Source organism: Streptomyces sp. NPDC004667 (assembly GCF_040609475.1).
In the GTDB taxonomy this organism is placed as follows: Bacteria; Actinomycetota; Actinomycetes; order Streptomycetales; family Streptomycetaceae; genus Streptomyces.
Window position 1 is genome coordinate 64,829 of sequence record NZ_JBEXKC010000023.1, and the last position, 23,493, is coordinate 88,321.

The following is a 23,493-nucleotide window of genomic DNA, read 5'->3' on the forward strand; positions in this document are numbered from 1 at the left end:
CGGTCGGGTGGGGGTGGACCCAGGTGCACCCCCACCCGGGTGCCGGGTGCAGTGTCCGGGGCCGCCGTGCCCGGCATCGTCGTCCTCGTAGGGAATCGGGATACGGACGGACGGACGGGCGGGGCGGGCATGGCGAGGGCGGACGGCGTGGGACGGGTGGGGCGGGGCGGGACGTGGGGTGCGGCGGGGGTGTTCACCGCGGTGGCCTTCGTGGCGGCCGGGGTGCTGGGGGCGGTGCAGCCGGCCACCGGCGTGCCCACCGAGGTGGTGCAGCTGACCCAGTTCGGGCCCGCCGCGGGGGTGGGCGTGGTCGCCCTGTACCGGTGGCGGCGGACCCGCGAGCTGTGGTCGGGCGGGGGTGGGGGCGGCGGGCGCACGGCGGGGCTGCTCGGGTCGGCGGTCCTGATCGTCGCGCTGACCGCGGGCGCGTACGGGACGCTCCGCGGGGGCGTCGGCTTCACCGCGCCGGGGGCCCTGCACCACCCCTTCGTCCTGATCGCGGCGGCGCAGCTGGTAGGGGCGTGCGGGGAGGAGATCGGGTGGCGCTGCTTCCTCCAGCCGCTGCTGCGCACCCGGTTCGGGACCCTCGTCTCGTCGGTGACGGTCGGGGCGGTGTGGGGTGCCTGGCACGTACCGGTCTTCGCGCAGGCCCCGGCCTACGCCGCGGGCTTCCTCCTCGCCACCGTGGCCATGTCGGTCGTCCTGGGCGTGGCCCTCGACGGTACGGGCGGACCGTACCGGCTGCTGCTCGCGGGCGGCTTCCACACGCTCGTCAACCTCGGACTGCTCCTCTTCATGGACGAGGAGTCGGGGGCGGTCACGCCGATGCTCTGCTTCGGGCTCTCCTGCCTGGTGGTGGCCCTGGCGTGGGCGCGGCGGCGCGCGGCGGCGGCGGCCCCGGAGCCCGCGTCGCAGGCCGTGTCCGCGCCGACTACCCTGCACGGGACATGAGTTCGACAGCCGTTCGCTCCCGCGCGGGGACCCTCCGCGCCCTGACCGCCGTAGGCCGCTGCCACCTGGCCGGGCTGCTGGGCCTGGCGGTGGTGGCCTGCGTGGGGCCGGCCGTCGTCGGCGCGCTGCTGTTGCTGCCCGTCGGCCTCGGCCACCGGCTGCTGCCGCCCGCCGCGGCCGTGCTGCGCCGGTGCGCCGACCGGGCCCGGGAGCGGGCCGCGCGCTGGTCGGGGGTGCCGGTCAGCCCGCCCGCCCCCCTCCCGCGGACGGCGGGGGCCCGCGCGGTCCTGGCCGACGCCGGGTTCTGGCGCGACCTGGGCTGGGCGTGGCTGGAGCCCCTGGCCGGCGGTCTGCTGGTCGCCGTACCCCCGTCGCTCCTGGTGTACGGGGCGTTCGGGGCGTTCGTCCAGCCGTTCGTGTGGCGGCTGCTGGACGACGGCAACTGGTACGCGTTCGTCCCCGTGCACAGCACCGCCGGCATGCTCGCGGCGCTGCTGCTGGGCCTCGTCTTCACGGCCGCCGGTCTCCTCCTGGCCCCCGCCGTGCTGCGCCTGCACGCCCGCTGGAGCCGGCTGCTCCTCGCCGCGCCCCGCACCACCGAGCTCGTCCGCCGCATCGAGCAGCTGACGGACACCCGGGCCGTCGCGCTGGACGGCCGGGCGGACGAACTCCGGCGCATCGAGCGGGACCTGCACGACGGGGCCCAGGCCCGGCTCGTCGCGCTCGGGATGCGCCTCGACGGCGCGACGCGCCTGCTGCACGATCCGCCGGCCGCCCGCGCCGCGCTGCTGGAGGCGCGCGAACTGTCCGCACGCGCCCTGGAGGACCTGCGCGACCTGGTCCGGGGCATCCAGCCGCCGATCCTCACCGACCGGGGCCTGGGCGACGCCGTCCGCTCCCTGGCCCTCGACAGCTTCCTCGACGTGCGCGTCGAGGTCCGCCTGGCGGGACGGATGCCGGCCGCGGTCGAATCAGCCGCCTACTTCGCGGTCAACGAGCTGCTGGCCAACGCGGCGAAGCACTCCGGCGGCGACCGCGTCGACATCGTCCTCGCCCACGAAGAGGGGCGCCTGCGCGCCACCGTCACCGACGACGGGCACGGCGGGGCGGATCCCGCCCGGGGGACCGGACTGCTCGGCGTCCGGGCCCGATTGGCTACCTTCGACGGGAGCCTCGCCCTGCACAGCCCGCAGGGCGGACCGACCACAGTGACCCTGGAGATCCCGTGCGCGTCGTCCTTGCCGAAGACCTCTTCCTCCTGAGGGACGGCCTGGTCCGCACGCTCCGGGAGCACGGCTTCGACGTCGTCGCCGCCGTCGACAACGGCCCCTCGCTGCTGCGCGCCCTGCTGGAGGAGGAGCCGGACGTCGCGGTGGTCGACGTACGCCTGCCGCCGACCTTCACCGACGAGGGCCTCCAGGCGGCCCTCGAAGCCCGCCGCCACCACCGCGGGCTGCCCGTCCTCGTCCTGTCCCAGTACGTCGACCAGCTCTACGCGAACGAGCTCCTGGCGAGCGACGACGGGGGCGTGGGCTACCTCCTCAAGGACCGGGTCACCGACACCGCCCAGTTCGTCGACGCCGTACGGCGCGTCGCCGCGGGCGGCACCGTCCTGGACCCGCAGGTGATCGGCAGGCTGCTGTCGCGCGGGGACGCCCGGGGCACCATCTCCGCCCTCACCCCCCGGGAACGCGACGTCCTGGAACTGATGGCGGAGGGCCGCTCGAACGCCGCCGTCGCCGCGGCCCTCCACTTCAGCGAGAGCGCGGTCGCCAAGCACACCGCGAGCATCTTCGCCAAACTCGGCATCGCCCCGTCCACCGAGGACAACCGCCGCGTCCTCGCCGTCCTCGCGTACCTGCGCCGCTAGGACCCGCCGCCCCCGGGCCGCCGGTGGTCCTTCAGCAGGGCGCAGGCGAAGTCCTCCTGCACCGTGCGGAGCCGGGCCAGCAGGGCGGGCTTCAGGGCCTTGTTGGTCTGGGTGTTGATCGAGAAGGTCAGCGACCTGCTGCCGTCGGGGGTGGCGGCGGCGAGCTGCGTGTAGCCGGGGAAGTTCCCGGTGTGGCCGTACAGGACCCCGCAGCGGGTCGTGTACCGGAACAGGGCGAGCCCGGCGGCGTTGGTGCCGGGGCCGGCGGGCTCGGAGGAGTCGCCGGGGAGGAAGGTGAACTGCTCCTCGCGGGTCTTCTCCGAGAGCAGCCGGGGACCGGCGTAGGCGCGGATGAAGGCGCCCAGGTCCTCGGGGGTGGAGACGATGCCGCCGGAGGCCCAGACCCCGGAGGCGCCGACGGCCTCGCTGATGTCCTCGGGGGCGGCGGGCGGGGTGACGTCGTAGCCGTGCAGGTAGGGCTCGGGGAGGCGGTAGCCGAGGGGCAGGCTGGTGCGGCGCAGGCCCAGGGGCCGGTAGACGAGTTCCTTGAGGAGGTCCTCGTAGCGGCGGCCGGTGGCGGCCTCGGCGATGAGCGCGACGGCGATGTTGTCGGAGTTGGCGTACTCGTACAGGGAGCCGGGGCGGAAGCGCAGCGGCTCGCCGGCCACGAAGTCGAGCAGCCGGCGCGGGTCGAAGAGGTGGCGCGGGTCGGCTGTGAGGATCTCCAGGAACTCGGGGTCGGCCGAGTACTCCGGCAGCCCGCTGGTGTGCTGGAGGAGCTGGCGCAGGGTCACCGCGTGCCAGGCTTCGGGCTGTTCGGGCAGCCAGCGGCCGATGGTGTCGTCGAGGGAGAGCCGTCCCCGGTCCACGAGCTGGAGGGCGACGGCCCCGCTGAAGGCCTTGGCGATGCTGGCGATGCGCATGTGGTCGTCGGGGTGCGGCGGGCGGCCGGTCGCGATGTCGCCGACCCCGGCGGTGTACACCTGCGTACGGCCGTCCCGGGTGAGCAGGGCGATCGCCCCGGGCGGGCCGTCGTCCTGGGCGACGAGCCGGTCGAGCTGCTGCCGCAGGTGCCGGTCGGGGTCCCGGGCCGGGTCCTCCGCGGCGGCCGAGGCGGGCTGGAGCAGGCCCGCGAGCGCGGCGGCGGTGAGGGCGGTGGTGGCCAGTGCGGTGCGGAGGCGGTGGTGGCCGGCGCGGGTCAGCACGTGCGTGTCTCCCGGTATGCGGTGAGGGCGGCGGGGGCCGGCGAGGGGGTCGGCGACACCCGGCGGTGCGACTGCCTGCCTAACAGCCCGGAGGCCGCGCACCCGGCACGGCACGCACCCGCACCCGCCACCACCCCCGGTCGGCGGACACCCCGACCCCCCGTACCCCGGCGTGTCGCGCGGTGGCACGGGGCAGACTTCGCGCATGGTCTCAACAGTGCAGAACGTGGCGATCGACTGTGCGGACGCCTACGGGCTGGCCCGGTTCTGGAGCGGTGTGACGGGCCGTCCGCTGCATCCGCAGGACGTCCCGGGCGCCCGGGAGACACAGGTCCTGATGGCCGAGGGGCCGGTGCTGTACTTCAACCAGGTCTCCGAGCCCAAGAAGGCCAAGAACCGGCTCCACCTGTGCCTGCGGCCCGAGGGCTCGCGCGATCGGGAGGTGGACCGGCTGCTGGGCCTCGGTGCCGCCTTCGTCGCCGACCACCGCGATCCCGACGGTGCGGGCTGGGTGGTCCTCGCCGACCCCGAGGGCAACGAGTTCTGCGTCCTGCGCAGCGAGTCCGACCGGGCCGCCGCGAACTCCTGACCGCGACTGCGGCTACCGCTGCGGCTACGGGGCGTCGGCGACGGCGCGCTCGTACAGGGCGCGGACGTCGTCCCCGAAGTAGGTGCTGTACGAGGTCTCTTCGTCCCCGCCCCCGTCGCGACCCCCGATCACCCCGATCAGCGTGTGCCCGCCGGTCAGGACGGGGCCGCCGCTGGTGCCGTTCGGCACGTCCGCGCAGTCCAGTCGCAGCTGCGTGGGGCCGTCGGCCACGGCGGTGTTGGAGCAGGCCAGCGGCTGCTCGGTGTCGTTCGGGTAGCCCACCAGGCGGGCCGGCGCGGGCAGCGGGGGCCGGAAGCGGATCGTCTGCGCGCCCGTGACGTCCTCCAGCCGCAGCCCCGGCCGGCCCGGGCGGCGTACGCGCAGGAACGCCACGTCGTGGTCGGGGTCGGAGGACTCCGTCCAGCGGGGGTCGACGTAGACGCGGGTGGGCACCCACACGCCGTAGGGGGCCGTGCCGTCCTCGTAGCCGGGGACGAAGGCGAGGTTGGTGCGGAAACCGCCCGCGTACACGCAGTGCGCGGCGGTCGCGATGAGGTCCCCGCCGGGGGAGTGGACCACGCTCGCCGAGCAGTGGTGGTCGGAGTCCCAGTCCTCGCCGGGCGAGAACAGCGCGCCGATCGCCGGCTCGGCGGGCGCGGTACGGGCCTCCAGCGGCTCGGAGGGCCGCCACGGCTGCGGCTCGGCCGGGGCGGCCTCCGCCAGGGCGCGGGTGCCCGCACGGGCTCCGGCCGGTTCGGTGAGCCGCTCCAGCGCGGACGCGGCGGCCTCGTCGGCCAGCGCCTCGTCCTGGACGTAGCGGCCGCGCGCCGCGTCGCCCTCGGCGACGGGCCCCAGCAGGGCGCGCAGCTCCGAACGGTAGGACAGGCCCGCGGCGACGAGCGCGCAGCAGAATCCGGCCAGGACGCAGAGCCGTACCGCCCTGCGGCTCACCGTGCTGCCGACCATGTGGTGCTCCCGCCGTCGAGGATGTTCCGTCGCTCCGTTCGACCGGCAGAAAGGGGACAAGAGTTCCCGAACCGGAACGTGTTGGTCCTCACAGCGTGCGGACCGCCATCTGTCGTCCTTCCACCCGTCACTCAACTCCCCTACGCTCCAGCCGACTTGAACCGAACAGTCGGACGGGCGGACGGGAGCCGAAAGCATGAGCATACGGAAGCGGACCACGGGCGCGGTGGTGGCCTCCCTGGTGGCCCTGGGGCTCGCCCTGGGCACGGCCCCGGCGGGGGCGGCGGGAGCCGGGGCCACGACGGCCGCGGCGGACCTGCCGTACGCGGGCTCGACGGGCGTCGGGGTCCACAACGCCTACGAGAAGACGAAGTACCCCTACTTCGCGGACGCCCTGGACTCCGGCGCGGCGATGCTGGAGCTCGACGTGTGGACCAACTTCTTCGGCAGCTCCTGGCGGGTCTCCCACGACAACCCCTTCGGCAACGACAGCAACTGCGAGAACGCCACCAGCCCGGCGCAGCTGCGCACCAAGTCCCGCAACCAGAACCTCGCCGGGTGCCTCTCCGACATCCGCAGCTGGCACGACGCCCACCCCGGCCACCGTCCGGTCGTCCTGAAACTGGAGCTCAAGGACGGTTTCGCCGCCAACCTGGGCCGCGGCCCCGCCGAACTCGACGCCCTGCTCTCCGCGAAGCTCGGCGACGCCCTCTACCGCCCGGCGCAGCTCGCCGCCGGCCATCCCGACCTGGACACCGCCGCCCGCGCGGGCGCCTGGCCCGCGCGTTCCGCGATGGCCGGGAAGTTCCTCGTCGAGCTGATCCCCGGCACCGTCGAGGAGGGCAACGCCGCCGACAAGCTGTGGACGGACCGGGAGTACGCCGAATACCTGCGCTCCCTCGCCGCGGCGGGCCGCCTCTCCCAGGCCGCCGCCTTCCCGGCAGTCCACCGCGCCGAGGCGGGCGACCCCCGCAACCGCTACGCGGACGCCACGCTGCGGCCCTGGTTCGTGGTCTTCGACGGGGACGCGAGCGCCTACGCCTCCATGGACACCTCCTGGTACGACCGCAACCACTACCTCCTGATCGCCACCGACGCCCAGAGCGTGTCCCCGGCCATCGACGGCGTCCACCCCACCGAGGCCGAGGCCCGCGCCCGCGTGGCCCTGATGGCCGCCCACCACGCCTCGATCACCTCGGCGGACTGGTACCCCCTGCCGCAGGTCCTCGCCACGGTCCTCCCGCGCGGCTGACCGCCCGCGGCCCGGGAGCGGCCGGGCGCCCCGTCCGCGAGGACGGGGCGCCCGGAGTTCCGGGTCAGGGGGCGGAGGGGGTCAGCTGGACGGTGGCCTGGGTGGCGGTCTCCTTCAGGACCTGGAGGTGGGTGCCGGTGTCGGGGACCTTGACGCCGAGCTGGGGGAGTTCCGGGTTCCAGTACGAGCCGTGGCGGTCGTCGAAGACCGGGACGCCCGGACGGGAGGGGACCACCAGCGGGACGCCCGCCCGGTGCAGGGTCACGCGGTCCGTCGGACGGGTGGAGAACGGCGCGTCGAAGGTCTGGGCGCGGGCGCCCACGAGGGAGCCGTCCGCGAACCTCAGCGCCTCCGGGCGGGAGTCCACCGGCAGGATCAGCCCCGCACCCGGGTGCGCCTTGGTGGTGTTGTCGCTGTAGGCGGTGTCCCAGAGCCAGACCAGGACGCCCTGCTGGTACGGGTAGAACTCCACCGTGTCGCCGGTGAAGCCGAAGTTGTACGGACCCGTCTTCAGCAGGCTGCCGTAGCCCGTGTACCGCCGGTTCTCCACGAAGTACGCGCGCGGGTGCTGCTCACTGCCCGTACGGCCCTCCGTGCGCGACCACTTGAGGGCCGTCCAGCCGTTCGCACCCTGCTCCGCGCCGTCGCGCAGCAGCTCCCGGCCGTCTTCGGCGGTGATCCGGAGGTCGTCGAAGGCCGCGCCGCGGCCGTGCGTGTTGCCGTCCGAGGTCACGCGCAGGCGCAGTTGCACCGAGGTGCCCGCGAACCGGTCCAGGGGGACGGTGAGTTCGGCCCAGCCGGCCGAGGTGCCGGAGAGGCCCTTGGCGGGTACGGGGGCGCCGTTCACGGTGCCCGGCAGGGCGGTGAAGGTCCGGCCGCCGTCCGTGGAGGCCTCCACCGTCACGAAGTCGAAGTCCTGCTCGGTGTCGTACCAGACCCGGGAGGAGAAGACGGCCCGCCCGGCGGGGAGGTCGACGGTCCGGGTCAGGGTGTTGTCCATGAAGTCGCCGGTGCCGCTCCACCACTGACTGGCGCCCTCGTAGGGATCGGCCAGCTCCGTGCGGGTCACCGACGGCGGGAGGTGGACCAGCAGGGCCTGCGGATCGGCGGTGTTGTAGCCCGAGACGCCCAGCACCGCCCGGGTCCGGCGCCCCGCGTCGGCCTCCGTGTACTCCAGCCAGCCCAGCTGGAGCTTGCTCCACGGGTCGAGGTCGCCGGGGAACTCGCCCGTGGTGTTGCGGCCCTTGCCCAGGTAGGACGCCGAGGACATCAGCGACCAGAAGTTGACGGAGTTGTCCCCGTCCGAGCTGTACAGGTCCGGCAGCCCCAGGTCGTGGCCGAACTCGTGGGAGAACAGGCCGGCGCCGCTGTTCTCGCCGCCGGTCAGGTAGTCCCCGGCCCAGATCCCGGTGTCCCCGACCGGCGTGCCGCCCGCCTTGTTCCCCTCGGGGCCCGCGGTGCCGGCCTGGTTCCAGTACGCGAACCAGCGGTGCGCCCAGACGGCGTCCTTGCCCTGGGCGCCGCCGCCCCAGGTCTGGTCCTTGCCCGCGTGCACCACGACCAGGTGGTCGAGGTAGCCGTCCGGCTCGTTGAAGTTGCCGTCGTGGTCGGCGTCGTAGCGGTCCCACACGTCGTACTCGGCGAGCTGCGCCTTGATCTGCTCGGGCGTACGGCCCTTGGCGCGTTCGGCGTCGTACCAGGCGGCCGTGGCGTCGCGGATCATGTCCCAGTTGGTGCGGCACTGGCCGGACTCGGTGCAGTTGTCCGTGCCGTAACGGGCTTCGTTGTAGGGGAGCTTGACCCAGTCGGTGACGGTGCCGTCCATGTCGTAGCGGCCGGAGGACTGGGTCCGGTAGTAGGCCCGCATGCTGGCCGAGCCGGGGTCGGTGGAGAAGAACTGCCGCTGGTAGGAGGCCCGGTCGAAGTCCTTGCGCCACAGGGTGTGGTTGTCGTCCGCGGCGGGCTTGCCGATGGTGTTGTGCAGGGGGCCGGGGGTGCCGCCGAATCGGGGGTCGGTCTGGTCGCCGAACTCGGCGAGGATGACGAAGACCTTGTCCTTGCGCTCCTGGGCGAGTTCCACGTACTGCTTGCCGACCTTGGCGGTACGGGGGAGGGTGCCGTCGGCCTCGGCGCGCAGGCCGGACGCGCCGCCGCCCGCCGCGACGTCCTCCAGGGCCTGCCGGCGCAGGGCCTGGCGCTGGAGTTCGAGGGGGGCGGGCGGCGGTGCGGCGGCTTCCCGGTCCCGCGGGTCGCCCGCGGTCGTCGGTGGCGGGGCGGCGGGTGGCGCGGCGGCTGCCGCGGGGGAGGAGAGGAGGGCGAGGGCGGCGAGGGATATCGCCGCTCCCGTCGCGACAAGTCTGCGCAACGGAGTTGACCTTTCGGGGAGTTCGGTCCGTGGCTCGGAGCGCAGGTAATATTTCACATGTGACAGTTGACCGCTAGGCATCGGGCGGGAGCCGGAGGGCCAGGGCCGCGCAGTGCCCCTCCGGGACCGTCACGTCCGCCAGCGACCACCCCGGCATCCGGGCCGGGACCGGGCCGGTGCCCACGTAATCGGCCGCCGGGTCCTCCGAGAGCCCCACCCCCAGCCCCTTCAGGTAGGCCTCCTTGCGCGTCCACACCCGGGTGAAGGCCAGCGGCCGCGCGGGGGCCGGCAGCAGGGCCAGCTCCGCGGCCTCCCGCGGGTGCAGCACGTCGGCCGTGTCCGCGATCACCTCGGGCCGCACCAGCTCCTCCACGTCCACCCCCACCGGGGCGTCCGCGAAGGCCAGCAGGCTGATCCCGGTGCAGTGCGACAGCGAGAAGTGCAGGGCCCCGCCCGGCAGTACGGGACGCCCGTGCGGCTCGTCGCAGTGCGCGCAGGGCGCCCGCTCCACGGTCACCTCGCGCGGGGCCAGCCCCAGGTAGGCGCCGAGGAGCCGGCGCAGGGCGACGTGCGCGCAGACGTAGCTGTCCCGGTCGGCGGAGAGGGCGAACTCGGCGGCCCGCGCCAGTTCCTGGGCGTCCAGGGTGCCCGGCGCGTGCCGGGCCGCGTGGTCCCGGTAGGCGGTGGTGTCCACCAGCCACAGCTGCGGAGCCGCCGCCACCAGTACCGCCCGCGCCGGACCGGGGTCCGTCAGGACGCGCGGCAGGGGTGCCAGGGGTGCCAGGGCCGGCAGGCTAGGCGGGGCCGGCGGGGGCGGGCCCGCCGGTCGGCCCGACCCCGCCGCCCGCACCGGGGCGTTCACGCCGCGGCCGCGACGGGCAGCTCCGTCGCGGCCGGCTCCTCGGCCCGCGCGGGGTGGCGCAGGGCCAGTACCGCGGCGACCGGGGAGACGAAGGCGATCGCCCCGCACACCAGCCAGGTCGTCTGCACGCCGAGGACCAGCGACAGGGAGCTGAACACCGCGATCGAGACGGGCGCCGTACCGATCCCGGAGAGCGAGAGGGTGGACATCGCGGCGCCCATCCGGTCCTCCGGCGCGGACTGCTGGTACAGGGTCACGATGGCGGGCCCGTTGAGCCCGGACAGCAGGCCGACCGCGGCGGCGACGGCGGTGAGCGACACCACCGAGGGCATCAGTGCCATCACCAGGATCCCGGCGGCGAGCCCGGCCCCGGTCACCACGAGCCGGACGAACATCGGGATGCGGTGCGCGAGGGCCGCGCCGACCGCGCTGGAGCCGAGCGCCCCCACGCTGAACGCCGCCAGGACGACGCCCACCGCGCTCACGCCCCAGCCGCGCTCGGAGACCAGCAGCGGCAGGGCCACCTCGGCGGGCCAGCTGAAGGCCATGTCCAGGCAGAGCGCGGCCACGAACATCCAGCGCAGCCGCGGGTGGCGGGCCAGCAGCCGGAACCCGTCACCGGAGCGCTTGACGAGCGACACCCCGGGCTCGGGCTCCGGGCGCACGAAACCGTGGGTCACGTGCAGCAGGCAGCCGAACCAGATCGCCCCGGTGACCGCGCCGATCAGCAGGGCCACCCACAGCTCCCCGACGGTGATCAGGAAGGCCCCGGCCGGGGCGCCCAGGATCGGGGCCACGCGCAGCACCATCGCGTAGAGGGAGTTGGCGCGGGCCAGCTGCTCCCCCCGGGCGAACATGGGCAGCAGCACGCCCGAGGCCGGTCCGGCCAGCCCCAGCAGCACCCCCTCGACGAGCGCGATCACCACCAGCGGCCACAACTGCTCGGCGGTGGCGGTGAGTACGGCTCCGGCGGCCAGCAGCGCGACCCGCGCGGCGGTGGTGCGCAGCAGGACGAAGCGCGGCCCGAGGGTGTCGGCCACCGCCCCGCCGAAGATCAGCATCAGGGCCCGCGGCACGGTCGCGGCGAGCATCAGCACGGTCACGGCGCGGGTGCCGCCGAGCTGGACGGCCGTCCAGTTCATGGCGATGAGCAGGGCGAAGCTGCCGAGCTGGACGGCGGCCTGGCCGCCGACCAGGGAGCCGACCCGGCCCCACTGCACGCGTTCGGGGGCGGTTGCCTCTACGGGGGATTCCATGGTGCACCTTGTCTGCGAGGGGTGGTGGACGGTCAGGGTCGGGGCCGGGCCGTCAGCGCGACGGCGACGGCCCGGCGGGCGGCGCGGGTGAGCCGAGGGGCTCCGGGCGCCGGCCCGTACGTACGCAGTTCCAGACAGCCGCCGAGGTGGCCCAGCCCGGCCTCGGCGAGGGCCCGGGCGGCGGCGGCGCACGCGGCGGCGCGGGCCGCCCGGGTGGCGGTGGCGCGGGCCGTACGGGCGCGGGGGCCGGGGGCGCGGCCGGGGCCGGTTCCGGGGGCGCGGCCGGTCGCGGGGCCGGGGGAGGGCGCCAGGGTGACCCCGGGCGCCTCCCCGAACCGGAACCGCGCCTTCACTACCCCGCCCCGGCGGCTGCCCGCACGGCGCCCGGCGGGCCCCGCCGGGCGGGGGTTCACGACGGCTCCCGGACCGGCAGCGGGGCCGGGCCGGGCGCCGGGGTGCGGGGGGACCAGAGGTCCTCGGGGGAGAGGTCGGCCGGGCGGTACTTGCCGACCGCGCTGACCAGCAGCCGCACCTCCAGGGCGAGGGCCTCCACCAGCCGGACCAGCCCCGATTCGGGGTCCTCGTCGACGGCGAGCAGCGCGGCCCGGCCCAGGCCCACGGCCGTGGCCCCCAGGGCCATGGCCCGTACGGCGCGGCCGCCCTCCCACATCCGGCCCGAGGCGAGCAGGTCGCCGGCCGGGCTGCCGATGCGGCGCAGGCATTCGCCCAGCGGCAGCCCGGCCGCCTCCAGGAACACCCGGGGCGCCCAGCCGGTGCCGCCCTCCGCGCCGTCGACGGTGACGGCGTCCGCGCCCGCCGCCCAGGCGGTGGCGGCCGCGCGGGCGATGTCGCGGCCCGGGTGGAACTTCACCCAGGTGCGGGCCAGCGGGAAGTTGTTCCGCATGAACCGCAGCTGCTGGCGCACGATCTCCTCGGTGAAGGTCCCCGGGGTCGCGCAGCGCAGCAGCCGCCCGCCGGGGTCGCCCAGCAGGTCCCGTACCGCGAACCGCCCGCCGAGGCGGTCGGCTTCCGCCGCGCCGACCACGGTCATCCCGCCCAGGCCCGGCTTCGCGCCCTGGCCCGCCTTCAGTTCGAAGCCGAGGCGGCCCGAGTCGCGCAGCGGGCGGCTGCCCGGGTCGCTGTAGAGGAGGTTCCACACCTCGGAGTCGGCGTCCTCGGTGGACTGCTGCACCACCACCCCGCCCACCCCGTCGGGGAGTTCCCCGGCGTACGCGGCCACCCGCTCCAGCAGCGCCGAGCTGCTGCCGTAGCCGTGCACGGGCACCATGTTCTCGCCGATCACCATCGGGATCCCGAGCCGGGCCGCCTGCCGGGCGGCGGCCAGGCCGAGGTCGCCGCTGCCGACCCGGGTGGAACCGAACGCCGACAGGTACAGCGGGAGCAGCGAGGTGAATCCGCCGATCCCCGTGCGCAGGTCCACGTCCTCGTACGAGGGCTCCCGGCCCAGGTCGATGAGCTTCTCCAGCCGCCTGGGCATGAACACCGGTGGCGCCAGCCGCAGTTCGTCCAGCTCGTCCGGGACTCCCGGCGCCGGGTCCGCCCCGAACAGCGCCGCCCCGTACTCCCCGGCCGGCGGGAACACCTCGGCCGTCCCCGCCCGCGCCCGGGCCCGTACGGCCTCCTGCGGGAACCCGTCCGCCCGCAGCCCGCTCACGGCGCGATCACCCCCGGCAGCTTCGGGTAGGCGCTGACCTGCCACAGCGCGTCCAGGCCGGTCAGGAACCGGACGAGGCGCTGGAGGCCCATGCCGAAGCCGGCGCTGGGTTCGATGCCCTCCCGGGCCAGCTCCAGGTACCAGGCGTACTTGGCCGGGTTCTCGCCGCTCTCCCGCATCCGGGTCACGATCGCCGCGTACCGGCTCTCCCGCTCGCTGCCGCTGACCAGCTCTCCGTATCCACCGTGCGCGATCAGGTCGAAGTTGCGGAGCACGCCCGGCTGTTCGGGGTCCTCGCGGTCGTAGAAGCCGCGCGATCCCTTGGGGTAGTCGTTGACGAAGAACGGCCGGTCCGCCTCCAGGGAGAGCACCTTCTCGCCCGCCCAGTCGATCTCCGCGTCGGGGCTCTGCGGATGTCCCTGCCCGGCCAGCCGGGCCACGGCCTCCGCGTGGGTCAGCGCGTCGAACTTGCCCTGCCGCAGCTCGGCGAAGTCCATTTCCTCACGGCCCAGTTCGCGCAGCAGGTGGGGCACCGCCGTCCACACGTGCTCCACCACGTGGGTCAGCAGTCCCGCCGCGACCTCCTGCGCGTCCTGGCGGGTGCCGCCCGCCATCTCCACGTCGATCTGGTGGAACTCCACCAGGTGCCGGCCCGTGCCGGCCGTCTCGGGCGGCTCCACCCGGACGTTCGGGGCGATGTAGAAGAGTCTGGGGAAGCCCCTCAGCGAGGCCTGCTTGTAGAGGATCGCGCTGGTCATCAGCTTGTACGGCTGCCCGTAGTAGTCCACGTCGAGGGCCTTCGCGCCGCGCCCGCCGGGGTCGGTGACCGGTCCGACCAGCGGCGGCAGCAGCTCCACGAATCCGGCGCCGCGCAGGAACCGGCGTGCCGCGTCGAGGACTTCCTGCTGCACGAGCATCGCGGAGCGCAGCCGCGGCGACCGCAGGTGCTCGCCGAGCGGGGGAGGGGTGTGCGGGTCCATGTCGACTTCCGATCGTCCGAAGGGGGTGGTGGGGGTGGGGGTGGGGCCGTGCCGTTCCGTGGTCACGCGCGGGCCGCGGGTCCGTCGTGGCGCCGGGCCACCGAGCCCAGCGCCACCAGCAGCCCGTCCGCGGTCAGGGCCCGGCCCGGCGGCGCGTCGCGGTACGGGGTCACCGGCATCGACCCGACCTCGGACCAGCGCAGCCGCCCGCCCGCGTCGACGAAGCTGCGCGAGCGGCCCGCGTTGTCGGGGTGCAGGCAGTACGGGACGTCGAGCACGCCGCGCGCGAACGCGGTGCGCAGCGCCCGCCCCGGGTCCTCGGCCAGGTCCAGCACGGCTTCCACGAAGGCGCGGGCCTCCCGGTACACCTCGCCGTCGGCCGGGCCTGGCGGATCGGCGGGGTGCTCGCACAGGGCCGCCGTGGCCGCGGCCGTCTCCAGGGCCCGTACGTTCTCCCGCACGGTCGGTATCCGGTGCGCCTCGGCGGCGGTCTTCACGATCAGCCGCTGCGCCCCGGCCCGTACGGCGAGCCGGGCCGAGGCCTCCAGCAGCCGGGTCGCGCCGCGCGCGGTCCGCGGGAAGACGCCCATGTAGGTGTAGAGGACGACGTGCCGGTCCACGCCCGCCGGCAGGAACTCGGCGGCGAGGCGGCGCAGGGCGCGGACCGCCTCCTCGTCCTGTGCGGGGTCGGTCTGCTGGGCGTAGCTGAGGGAGACGCTGCGGATGCCGTGCCGGACGAAGAACAGTCCTTCCAGCAGGCTCAGGGCCACCAGCAGTCCGGGAGGGCAGAGCTGGCCGAGCATGCAGCCGCCGAAGCTCTCCAGGTGCGCCGTCCGCGGGGCGGGGACCAGCTCGGCCAGCAGTTCGCAGGAGCGGGCCCAGTTCTCCACGGACTCGGCGAGCGGGGTGCGCCCGTAGGGCAGGCAGTAGGAGACCGGACCGCCCTCGGTGGCGTCCAGTCCGGCGGCGGCCAGGGCCCGGACGATGGCTTCGGGACGTGAGGAGCCGTGCCGGACCTGGACGGGGAACGCCGGGCCGTGTACGCCCTCCAGCAGGGCCCGGGTGCGCCCGCTGGAGTGGGTGGTGAGGGGGTAGCCGTTGAGCGGGGTGCCCTCGGCGAGTGCGGCGCGGGCGGCGTCCTGATCGCCGACCCGGGTGTAGCTGTCGATGGTGAGGGTGCCGACGGTGGTGGCGACGGCGTCCCGGGTGCGCTCCAGCCCGTCCCGCATCCGGTCCGGGTCTCCGAAGCCCATGCGGGGCTGGACGACGAGCTGTCCGGAGGCGGCCGCGCGGGCGACGAATCCACCGAAGGAGGTGTCGGGGGCGGCCGGTTCCCGGGCCGCCGAGGGGGCCAGGAGGGTGGCGCCGCCGCTCATGCCACGGCCTGCCGGGCGGCCCGGCCGCCGCCCGCGAGGAGGTCGAGGAAGTCCCGCAGGGCGCCGGTGTCCCCGTCGTCGAAGACGGCGTCGCAGCCCGCGTCGAGGAGCCGCCGGCGCAGGCGGGGGTCCGGGATCCCGGCGACGCCCAGCTTGCCGCCGATGACGACGGGCAGGGTGGCACCGGCCCGGCGCAGGGCCAGGACGGCGCCGAGCCCGTCCCGGTAGCCGTGTCCGTTCACGCTGCTGAGGACCACCAGGTCGGGCCGGCCGGGCCCGTCGGCGGCGCAGGCGCCGGCCAGCAGGCCGTCCGGCACGCAGGGGCCCAGGTTGTGGACCCGGTGTCCCAGCTCCTCCAGGAAGAGCTGGAGGTAGACGAGGTTCCAGGTGTGGGAATCCGATGCCGTACCGCTCAGCAGGATGTGCATATTACGTCGTCGCATACGAGGAATATAGGAAGCGCGGGCCCCGTCGAGGGGAAGTTGCTGCGGCAGTATCGGGGAATTGCCGGGCCGATCGGCGGTTCGGCGGTTCGGCGGAGAATGCGGAAAGCCGTGTCCCGCGGTGCGGGGCACGGCTTTCCTGAAACGATTTCCTGAAACGATTTCCCGAACGGGTCAGCGGGCGTACTGGTCGACCAGGGTCCTGGGGCGGATGTCCGTCCAGTTCGCCTCGACGTACGCGAGGGCGTCCGCCCGCGTCCCCTCGCCCCACACCACCTCCCAGCCGCCCGGGACCTGGGCGAACACGGGCCACAGGGCGTGCTGGCCCTCAGCGTTGACCACGACGTGGAAGGTGCCCTCGGTGTCGTCGAAAGGATTGGTCATGACAGGCTCCTCAGTTTCTCGGAAAGGATACGGCCGATCAGTGCGAGAGGTTCCGGCTCGCCCATTCTGGTGTGCGGGACGCCGATGACGTGATTTTCCACGCTGCCGTCCACATAGGGAATCCAGTTCTGGGCGAGGTCGTTTTCCGTTTCCCCGTCCTCGATGGCCGCCAGGAAGAGCAGATCGGTGGCGACCGGGCGCGGGGCGTACAGGTTCATGATTTCGGCGTGGTTGATCGAGGCGCCGATGACCGAGCGGATCTCCGCGTCGGAGAAGGCACCGAGGACCGGGTCCTTCAGCCGGACCAGCCCGATCAGAGCGTCCACGTCGAACGGGGCGTCCTCGGGCTCGTCGGTGGCGTCGCCGACGAGCATGTCCCGCTTCTGCGCCGGGGTCATCCGGCGCCGCTCGGGCTCGGTCGGCAGGAGGTGCACGTCCATCATCGCGAGGAGGTCGGTGCGTTCGCCGAGCCCGGCGAGGCGGACGGCGAGCGCGTGGGCGACCGTACCGCCGAACGACCAGCCCAGGAAGCGGTACGGGCCGTGCGGCTGGACCTCCCGGATCAGCGGGAGGTAGTCCTCCACCATCTCCTCCACCGATGCGGGGGAGTGCCCCAGCTCGCTCAGGGCCCGCGCCTGGATCGCGTACAGCGGCTGGTCCGGCCCCAGGTGCCGGCCCAGGCCCGCGTACGGCCAGCCCACGCCCGTCCCCGGGTGGACGCAGAACAGCGGTGGCCGCGAACCCCCCGGCTGGAGCGGCAGCACCACCCCCATCGGGTCGAAGCCGCTCGGTTCGTCGCCCAGCAGCCCGGCCACCGTCGGGGTGCGGAACAGGTCCCGCACCCCGCGCTCCAGCCCGAGGACCGTCCGCATCCGGCTCACCAGCCGCACCCCGAGCAGCGAATGCCCGCCCAGTGCGAAGAAGCTGTCGTCGATGCCGACCCGTTCCAGCCCCAGGACCTCGGCGAACAGCCCGCACAGCACCTCCTCGCGCGGGGTGCGCGCCGCCCGCCCGGTGCCGCGCGGTGCCGCGGCCGGCGCCGGCAGGGCCGCCCGGTCGGGCTTGCCGTTGACGGTGAGCGGGATGGCGTCCAGGAGCACCGCCGCCGACGGGACCATGTGCTCGGGCAGTTCGTCCGCCGCCCAGCGCAGCAGGGCGGCCTCCGTCAGGGTGTGCCCGGCGCGCGGGACGGCGTAGGCCACCAGGCGCTTGCCGCCCGGACCGTCCTCGAAGACCACCACGGAGACCTGCCCCACCCCGGGATGGCGGGCGAGGGTCTCCTCGATCTCACCGGGCTCGATGCGGAAGCCGCGCAGTTTGATCTGGCCGTCGGCCCGCCCGATGAAGCGCAGTTCGCCCCCGGCCGTCCAGTGCACCAGGTCGCCCGTGCGGTACATCCGGCCGCCGTCCGCGGCGAAGGGGTCCGCGACGAACCGCTCGGCCGTCAGGCCGGGCCGGCCGACGTAACCGCGGGCCACCTGCGTACCGGCGAGGTACATCTCGCCGGGGACGCCAACCGGGACGGGCCGCAGCCGCTCGTCCAGGACGTGCACCCGGGTGTTGTCCAGGGCCGCGCCGAGGTACACCCCGCGCACCTCCCGCTCGGTCAGCGGGAAGCGCTGGTGGTGCGAGGCGAAGGTGGTCTCGGTCGGGCCGTACGAGTGGACGAGCACGGTCTCCGGGCAGTGCTCCAGGACCCGCTGGAGCGCGCTCGGGGACGCGACGTCCCCGCCGGTCCACACCTCGTCGAGGAGCTTGAGGGTGTCCAGGCCCTCGTCCGCCATGACGTGGAAGAGCCCCATGGTGAAGTAGGCCGCCGAGACCTCGTGCGTGCGGATCGTGTGATCCAGTTCGGCGACGTCGGTGCCGTCGCCCGGGGCGATCACCAACTGGCCCCCGTTGAGCAGCGGGACCCACAGCTCGTAGGTGGAGGCGTCGAAGCCGATCGCCGAATGGACCAGCATCCGGCGGTGGTGGGCCAGGTCCCAGCAGCGGTCGGTGACCAGCTCCACCACGTTGCGGTGGGTGACGCCGACCCCCTTGGGGCGGCCCGTGGACCCGGAGGTGAACATCACGTACATCAGGGCGTCCTCGCCCACCGCGATCCCCGGATCCGTTCCCGGATAGCCCACCACCGGGGTGTCCACCGACAGCACCCGCACACCGCGGGCGAGTTGGCGGGCGACCTGGGGCAGCTCGGCGTGCTCCTCCCGGACCAGCAGTACCCGCGCGGCCACGTCCTCCATGATCATGTCCACCCGGGCCTCGGGCAGCCGCGGGTCCAGCGGTACGTACGCCGCCCCGCACTTGAGCACCGCCAGCGCCGCCACCAGCAGGTACGGGGTGCGCTCCAGCAGCAGCCCCACCGCCGCGTCCCGGCCCACACCAGCCTCCACCAGCCGGTGCGCCAGCGCGTTGGCCCGCGCGTCCAGCTCGGCGTACGTCAGGCTCTCGTCCTCGTAGGAGACGGCGGTCCGGCCCGGTGTGCGCCGGGCCTGCTCCGCGAACCGTTCGTGCGCCAGACCGCACGCCGCGCCCGGGACGGCGGTGTCGTTGTAGGCGGCCAGCCGCAGCTCCTGCGCGGACGACAGCAGCGGTACGTCCGCGATCCGCTGCTCAGGGTCCTCGGCCGCCGCCCGCAGGGTGCGCGCCACGTGCCCGGCGAGCACCGCCGCCGTGTCCGCGTCGTACAGGTCCGTCGCGTACTCCAGTACGCCCTCCAGCCCGCCCGGGGCCCCGTCGGCGTCGCGGGTCTCGCGCAGCGACAGGGTCAGGTCGAACTTGGTGAACCCGGAGTCCGTCCCCAGCGGGGTGCCGGCCAGGGCTCCGCCCGCCGGGGCGGCCGGCTCCGTCGGGTGCACCTGCACGATCACCTGCACCAGCGGGTGGCGGGCCGTGGAGCGCTGCGGGTTGAGGTGCTCGACGACCAGGTCGAAGGGGAGCTCCTGGTGGGCGTACGCGGCCAGTCCCGTCTCCCGGACCCGGCCGACCAGCTCGGAGAAACGCGGGTTCCCCGAGGTGTCGCAGCGCAGCACGAGCGTGTTGACGAAGAAGCCGACCAGGTCGTTCAGGGCCTCGTCGTCACGGCCCGCGACCACCGTGCCCAGCGGCAGATCGGTGCCCGCGCCGTGCCGGGTCAGGGTCGCGGCCAGGGCCGCCTGCACCACCGTGAACAGGGTGGTCCCGTGCTCCAGGGCCAGGCGCTCCAGCCGGGCGTGCGTGGCGGCGTCCACCCCCAGGGGCGTCGCCGAACCCCGGTGCGAGGCCTCGGCCGGCCTGGTGCGGGCGGCCGTCAGCTCCAGGACCGGCGGGGCGTCCGCCAGGGTCCGCTCCCAGAAGGCCAGGTGCCCGGCCGCGGCCCCGTCCTCCAGGGCGGCCCGCTCCCACAGGGTGTAGTCCGCGTACTGCACCGGCAGCGGCTCCCAGCCGGGCGCCGACCCGCCGAGCCGGGCCGCGTAGGCCTCGGCCAGGTCGTCGAACAGCGGCCCCGCGGACCAGCCGTCGGCGGCGATGTGGTGGACCAGCACCACCAGGACCTGCTCCTGCCCTTCCTCCCCGCAGCCGATCAGCGTGGCCCGCAGCGGAAGGTCGCTCGCCAGCGCGAACACGTGCCCGGCGGCCGCGTCCACCGCCGCCTCCAGACCCCCCTCCGGCGCGGTGACCAGGTCCAGCGGGGGCCGCGCCCCCTCGCACACCCGCTGGTACGGCTGCCCGTCCACCGCCGGGTACACGGTGCGCAGCACCTCGTGCCGCTCGGCGACGTCGGCCAGCGCGTCCGCCAGTACCGCCGGGTCCAGGGGCCGTTCCAGGCGCAGCGCGAAGGGGATGTTGTACGACAGGCCCGGCCCCTGGAGCTGGTCCACGAACCACAGCCGCCGCTGCGCGTACGACAGCGGGATCCGCTCCGGCCGGTCCGCCGCCGGGGCCAGCGCGGGCCGCCCGGCCGGCGCGGCCTCCCGGCCCAGCCGCAGCGCCAGCTCGGCGGGGGTCGGCGCGAGGAACAGGTCCCGGATCCGGGCCTCCAGCCCGAGCGTGGCCCGGATCCGGTTCACCAGGCGCACCCCCATCATGGAATGCCCGCCCTCGGAGAAGAAGTTGGCGTCCGGGGCCACCGGCCCGTCGAGGCCGATCACCTCCCCGAACAGCGCGCACAGCACCTGCTCGACGGAGGCGGCGCCGGCCCCGGCCGCCTGCTCGGACGTACGGGCCGCCTGCTCGTGCGCCCGGGCCGCCCGTTCGCGGGCGCGGGCCGAGGCCAGGCGCTCCCTGCGTTCCGCCACCGCCGCGCCCTCCCCGCCGGTCAGCAGCCCCCACCCGGTCACCGGCCCGGCGGGGTCGGCCGCCGCCCGCGCGAGGGCCCGCAGGAACAGGTCCAGCAGCAGCTGCGCCGTACCGGCGTCGAACAGGTCCACCGCGTACTGCCACCACACCTCCAGGCCGTCGCCGCCCGGCAGCTCCACGCAGGAGGCGCTGAGGTCGAACTTGGCCACCTCCAGGCCCGGTTCGACGAACCGGCCCGACAGCGGGCCGTCGGTCCCGGTGTCCTCGCCGCCCTGCTCCTGCGCGGTGAGCATCACCTGGAAGAAGGGGTTCACGGCGCCGTCCCGGCGCGGCCGCAGGTGCTCCACCAGCAGGTCGAACGGCAGCTCCTGGTGGGCGTACGCGGCCAGGTCCGCGTCCCGCGCCCGGTCGACGAGCTCCGCGTACGAGGCCTCGCCCGACACGTCGGTGCGCAGCACCAGGGTGTTGACGAAGAACCCGACCAGCTCCTCCAGGGCCTCGTCGCCGCGCCCCGCGACCGGGGTGCCGATCGCGATGTCCGTCCCCGCGCCGACGGCGGCCAGCGCCAGCGCCAGCGCGGGCTGGAGCACCATGAGCAGGCTCGCGCCGCGCTCCTCGGCGAGCGCGGCCAGCCGCCGGTGCGCCTCCGCGTCGAGACGGGCGGTGAGGGTGGCGCCCGCCCCGCTGGGCTCGGCGGGCCGGGGCCGGTCGGCGGGCAGGTCCAGCAGGGTGGGCACGCCGTCGAGGGCCCCGCGCCAGTGCGCAAGCAACGCGGCCGGGTCCTCCAGGAGTTCGCGCTGCCACAGGGTGTAGTCGGCGTACTGCACGGGCAGCGGCTCCCAGCCGGGCGGACCTCCGGCCAGCCGGGCGGCGTAGGCCGTTGCGAGGTCGCGCAGCAGGGGGCCCACGGACCAGCCGTCGGTGGCGATGTGGTGGGTCAGCAGGGCGAGGGTGGCGGAGCCGTCTCCGGGCACGAACAGGGCGGCCCGCAACGGCAGATGGGCGGAAAGGTCGAAGGCGGCGCCGGTGAAGCCGGCCACCAGCTCCGCGACCTCCCCGGGCGCGCAGGCCCGCACCGCGAGCGGCACCCCGGGGGCCGGGAGCACGTGCTGGTAGGGCTCGGAGTCCACCGCCGGGTACAGGGTGCGCAGCACCTCGTGCCGCTCCACGACGTCGGCGAGGGCGGCTTGGAGCGCGGCCCGGTCGGGGACGGAGTCCAGGCGCAGCACGAGCGGCAGGTTGTAGGTGGCGGCGGGGCCTTCCAGGCCGGCCAGGAACCACAGGCGGCGCTGGGCGTAGGACAGCGGGACCCGGTCCTCGGCGGGCAGCACCTCCCCGCTGAAGACCGCGTACGGGTCGAGGTCCCGCTCGGGGGCCGGGGCCGGGGACCGCAGCGCCTTGCGGTCGATCTTCCCGGAGGGCGTCCGGGGCAGCGCGGGCAGGAGGGTCACGGTGCCCGGGACGGCCGCCGCCGGGAGCGCCGCCCGTACCCGGTCCCGGAGCTCCGCCGCGCCCACCCCCTCGTCGGCGACGACGAAGGCGGCCAGCCGCAGCACCCCGTCCGCGCCCGCCGGCGCCACCACGGCCGCCTCGCGGACCCCGGGGTGGGCGGTCAGCACCGACTCCACGGAGGCCGGGTCCACCCGGTGCCCGTTGATCTTCACCTCGTCGTCGGCCCGTCCCCGGAAGCCGAGCTGGCCGTCGGGCCGTACGTGGACCAGGTCGCCGGTCCGGTACGCGCGCTCCCCGTCCAGGGTGGTGAACCGGGTCCCGGTCAGCTCCGGCCGGCCGAGGTAGCCCTCGGCGAGGGCGCCGCCCAGCAGCCACAGTTCGCCGTCGACGACGGCGGCCCGCACGCCGGGCAGGGGGGTGCCGATCGGCACGGGCCCGCCGCGGTGGCGGGAGAGGTCGGCGACGGTGGCCACGACGGTGGCCTCGGTCGGCCCGTAGGTGTTCAGCAGCCGCACCCGGTCCGGGTCCACGGCCGCGCACCACTGCGCGACCCGCTCGGGCAGGGCCGCCTCGCCGCCGATGACCACGGTCCGCAGGGAGTCCGGCAGCCGGTCCACGCCCGAGGCGAGGGCGTGCGTCAGCTCGTGCCAGTACGCCGTCGGCAGGTCGAGCACCGTCACCCCGTGCGCGGCGCAGCCCGCCAGCAGCCCGGGGACGTCGAGCATCTCCTCGTCCCGCAGGACCAGGGCGGCGCCCGCGCAGAGGGTCAGGAAGACCTCCTCCACGCTCGCGTCGAAGTGCAGCGGCGCGAACTGGAGCACCCTGTCCTCGGAGGTGATCCCGTAGCGGGCGGTGGCCCCGGCGGTGAAGTGGGCCAGGGCGCGGTGCCCGACGACGACGCCGTTGGGGGTGCCGGTGGATCCGGACGTGTAGATCACGTAGGCGGATCCGGGGGTGACCCCCGGGCCCGGCAGGGTGAACTCCCCGGTGCCCAGCGCGAGGTCGTCCCGTCCGGTGCAGTCGGCGAGGATCGCCGCGTTGCGGGCGGCCGGCGCGGCCGGATCGAGCGGCAGGTAGGCCGCACCGGTCCGCAGCGTCGCGAGCAGCCCGACGACGGCGTCGATGCCGCGCGGGCGGTGCACGGCCACCAGACGGCCGGGACCGGCCCCTTCGGCGGCCAGCGCGTCGGCCCGCAGTGCCACCGCCAGGGCCAGCTGCCCGTACGTCATCCGGCGCGTGCCGTGCACCAGCGCGAGCCGCCCGGGGCCGGCGGCTACCCGGGCGTCGAGCCGGTCGAGCACACCGGGAGCCGGGGTGATCGCCGGGCCGCCGTCCAGGACGGCGCGGGCGGTGGGGGCGGTCGAGGGCATCGCGGGGCCTCCAGGCGAGGGGGTGGGTGCGGACCGCAGTCCGTACCCCCACGCTAGGCACCGCCCCCGCCCCCGGCGGGCAGTCCCTCCGGCAGCTCCCCGCCCCCACGCTGCCGCCCGGGACTGCCGCCGGGGGCTGCCGCCCGGGACTGGGGTGGGCCTGGTCTGCACCCCGGACGTCCCCGGTGCCCGCGGCTCCGCGTGCGCGTGTGGCCC

The 23,493-nt window shown here is 75.2% G+C and carries 17 protein-coding genes; 5 read left to right on the forward strand and 12 right to left on the reverse strand.

Annotated features, from left to right (window positions below; genetic code table 11):
• Positions 1–129 precede the first annotated feature (129 nt).
• From ABZW32_RS15810 to ABZW32_RS15820, 3 genes are read left to right on the forward strand one after another with little or no spacing between them, the layout of a single operon-like run.
• On the forward strand, positions 130–951 hold the full coding sequence (locus tag ABZW32_RS15810; protein WP_356215853.1) for a CPBP family intramembrane glutamic endopeptidase: 822 nt from the start codon (positions 130–132) through the stop codon (positions 949–951).
• Entirely contained in the window at positions 948–2,213 is a 1,266-nt protein-coding gene (locus tag ABZW32_RS15815) for a sensor domain-containing protein (protein ID WP_356215856.1), read from the forward strand. Before ABZW32_RS15810 ends, ABZW32_RS15815 begins: the two co-directional genes overlap by 4 nt.
• Entirely contained in the window at positions 2,177–2,821 is a 645-nt protein-coding gene (locus ABZW32_RS15820; RefSeq protein ID WP_356215859.1) for a response regulator transcription factor, read from the forward strand. Before ABZW32_RS15815 ends, ABZW32_RS15820 begins: the two co-directional genes overlap by 37 nt.
• Here ABZW32_RS15820 and ABZW32_RS15825 read toward each other — a convergent pair.
• Complete coding sequence (locus tag ABZW32_RS15825; RefSeq protein WP_356215862.1) at positions 2,818–4,026, reverse strand: serine hydrolase domain-containing protein; 1,209 nt, start codon at positions 4,024–4,026, stop codon at positions 2,818–2,820. The two genes, ABZW32_RS15820 and ABZW32_RS15825, sit on opposite strands and share 4 nt — an antisense overlap.
• A 205-nt stretch (positions 4,027–4,231) precedes the next feature.
• Here ABZW32_RS15825 and ABZW32_RS15830 point away from each other — a divergent pair, with 205 nt between their 5' ends.
• The gene (locus tag ABZW32_RS15830; protein WP_356215864.1) at positions 4,232–4,615 is read left to right on the forward strand and encodes a VOC family protein; all 384 of its coding nucleotides are present in this window, start codon (positions 4,232–4,234) and stop codon (positions 4,613–4,615) included.
• A gap of 24 nt (positions 4,616–4,639) precedes the next feature.
• On the opposite strand, the gene ABZW32_RS15835 is transcribed toward ABZW32_RS15830, so the two are convergent.
• Positions 4,640–5,581, reverse strand: coding sequence for a serine protease (locus ABZW32_RS15835; RefSeq protein WP_356215867.1), 942 nt, complete (start codon positions 5,579–5,581; stop codon positions 4,640–4,642).
• Positions 5,582–5,777: 196 nt separating this feature from the next.
• Between ABZW32_RS15835 and ABZW32_RS15840 the strand changes: the two genes are divergently transcribed.
• Positions 5,778–6,833, forward strand: a complete 1,056-nt coding sequence (locus tag ABZW32_RS15840; RefSeq protein WP_356215870.1) for a phosphatidylinositol-specific phospholipase C domain-containing protein — start codon at positions 5,778–5,780, stop codon at positions 6,831–6,833.
• 64 nt (positions 6,834–6,897) lie between these two features.
• Here the strand turns inward: ABZW32_RS15840 and ABZW32_RS15845 are convergent, their stop codons facing one another.
• From ABZW32_RS15845 to ABZW32_RS15890, 10 genes are all read right to left on the reverse strand, one after another.
• Positions 6,898–9,198, reverse strand: coding sequence for an immune inhibitor A domain-containing protein (locus tag ABZW32_RS15845; RefSeq protein WP_356215872.1), 2,301 nt, complete (start codon positions 9,196–9,198; stop codon positions 6,898–6,900).
• A gap of 73 nt (positions 9,199–9,271) precedes the next feature.
• Positions 9,272–9,964, reverse strand: a complete 693-nt coding sequence (locus ABZW32_RS15850) for a 4'-phosphopantetheinyl transferase superfamily protein (RefSeq protein WP_356215918.1) — start codon at positions 9,962–9,964, stop codon at positions 9,272–9,274.
• 92 nt (positions 9,965–10,056) lie between these two features.
• Positions 10,057–11,316: an MFS transporter gene (locus ABZW32_RS15855; protein ID WP_356215875.1), complete on the reverse strand. Its 1,260-nt coding sequence runs from the start codon at positions 11,314–11,316 to the stop codon at positions 10,057–10,059.
• Positions 11,317–11,348: 32 nt separating this feature from the next.
• Entirely contained in the window at positions 11,349–11,729 is a 381-nt protein-coding gene (locus ABZW32_RS15860) for a hypothetical protein (protein WP_356215878.1), read from the reverse strand.
• The gene (locus ABZW32_RS15865; RefSeq protein WP_356215880.1) at positions 11,726–12,991 is read right to left on the reverse strand and encodes a glutamate synthase-related protein; all 1,266 of its coding nucleotides are present in this window, start codon (positions 12,989–12,991) and stop codon (positions 11,726–11,728) included. The genes ABZW32_RS15860 and ABZW32_RS15865 overlap by 4 nt, the downstream gene beginning before the upstream one ends.
• Positions 12,988–13,971: an asparagine synthetase A gene (locus tag ABZW32_RS15870; protein ID WP_356215883.1), complete on the reverse strand. Its 984-nt coding sequence runs from the start codon at positions 13,969–13,971 to the stop codon at positions 12,988–12,990. The genes ABZW32_RS15865 and ABZW32_RS15870 overlap by 4 nt, the downstream gene beginning before the upstream one ends.
• A 62-nt stretch (positions 13,972–14,033) precedes the next feature.
• Positions 14,034–15,347 (reverse strand): methylaspartate mutase, encoded by a 1,314-nt coding sequence (locus ABZW32_RS15875; protein WP_356215886.1) that lies wholly within the window; start codon positions 15,345–15,347, stop codon positions 14,034–14,036.
• Positions 15,344–15,775 (reverse strand): methylaspartate mutase, encoded by a 432-nt coding sequence (locus ABZW32_RS15880; protein WP_356215921.1) that lies wholly within the window; start codon positions 15,773–15,775, stop codon positions 15,344–15,346. The genes ABZW32_RS15875 and ABZW32_RS15880 overlap by 4 nt, the downstream gene beginning before the upstream one ends.
• Before the next feature lie 189 nt (positions 15,776–15,964).
• Positions 15,965–16,174, reverse strand: a complete 210-nt coding sequence (locus ABZW32_RS15885; RefSeq protein ID WP_356215889.1) for an MbtH family protein — start codon at positions 16,172–16,174, stop codon at positions 15,965–15,967.
• Complete coding sequence (locus ABZW32_RS15890; RefSeq protein ID WP_356215892.1) at positions 16,171–23,277, reverse strand: amino acid adenylation domain-containing protein; 7,107 nt, start codon at positions 23,275–23,277, stop codon at positions 16,171–16,173. The genes ABZW32_RS15885 and ABZW32_RS15890 overlap by 4 nt, the downstream gene beginning before the upstream one ends.
• Positions 23,278–23,493: the final 216 nt, after the last annotated feature.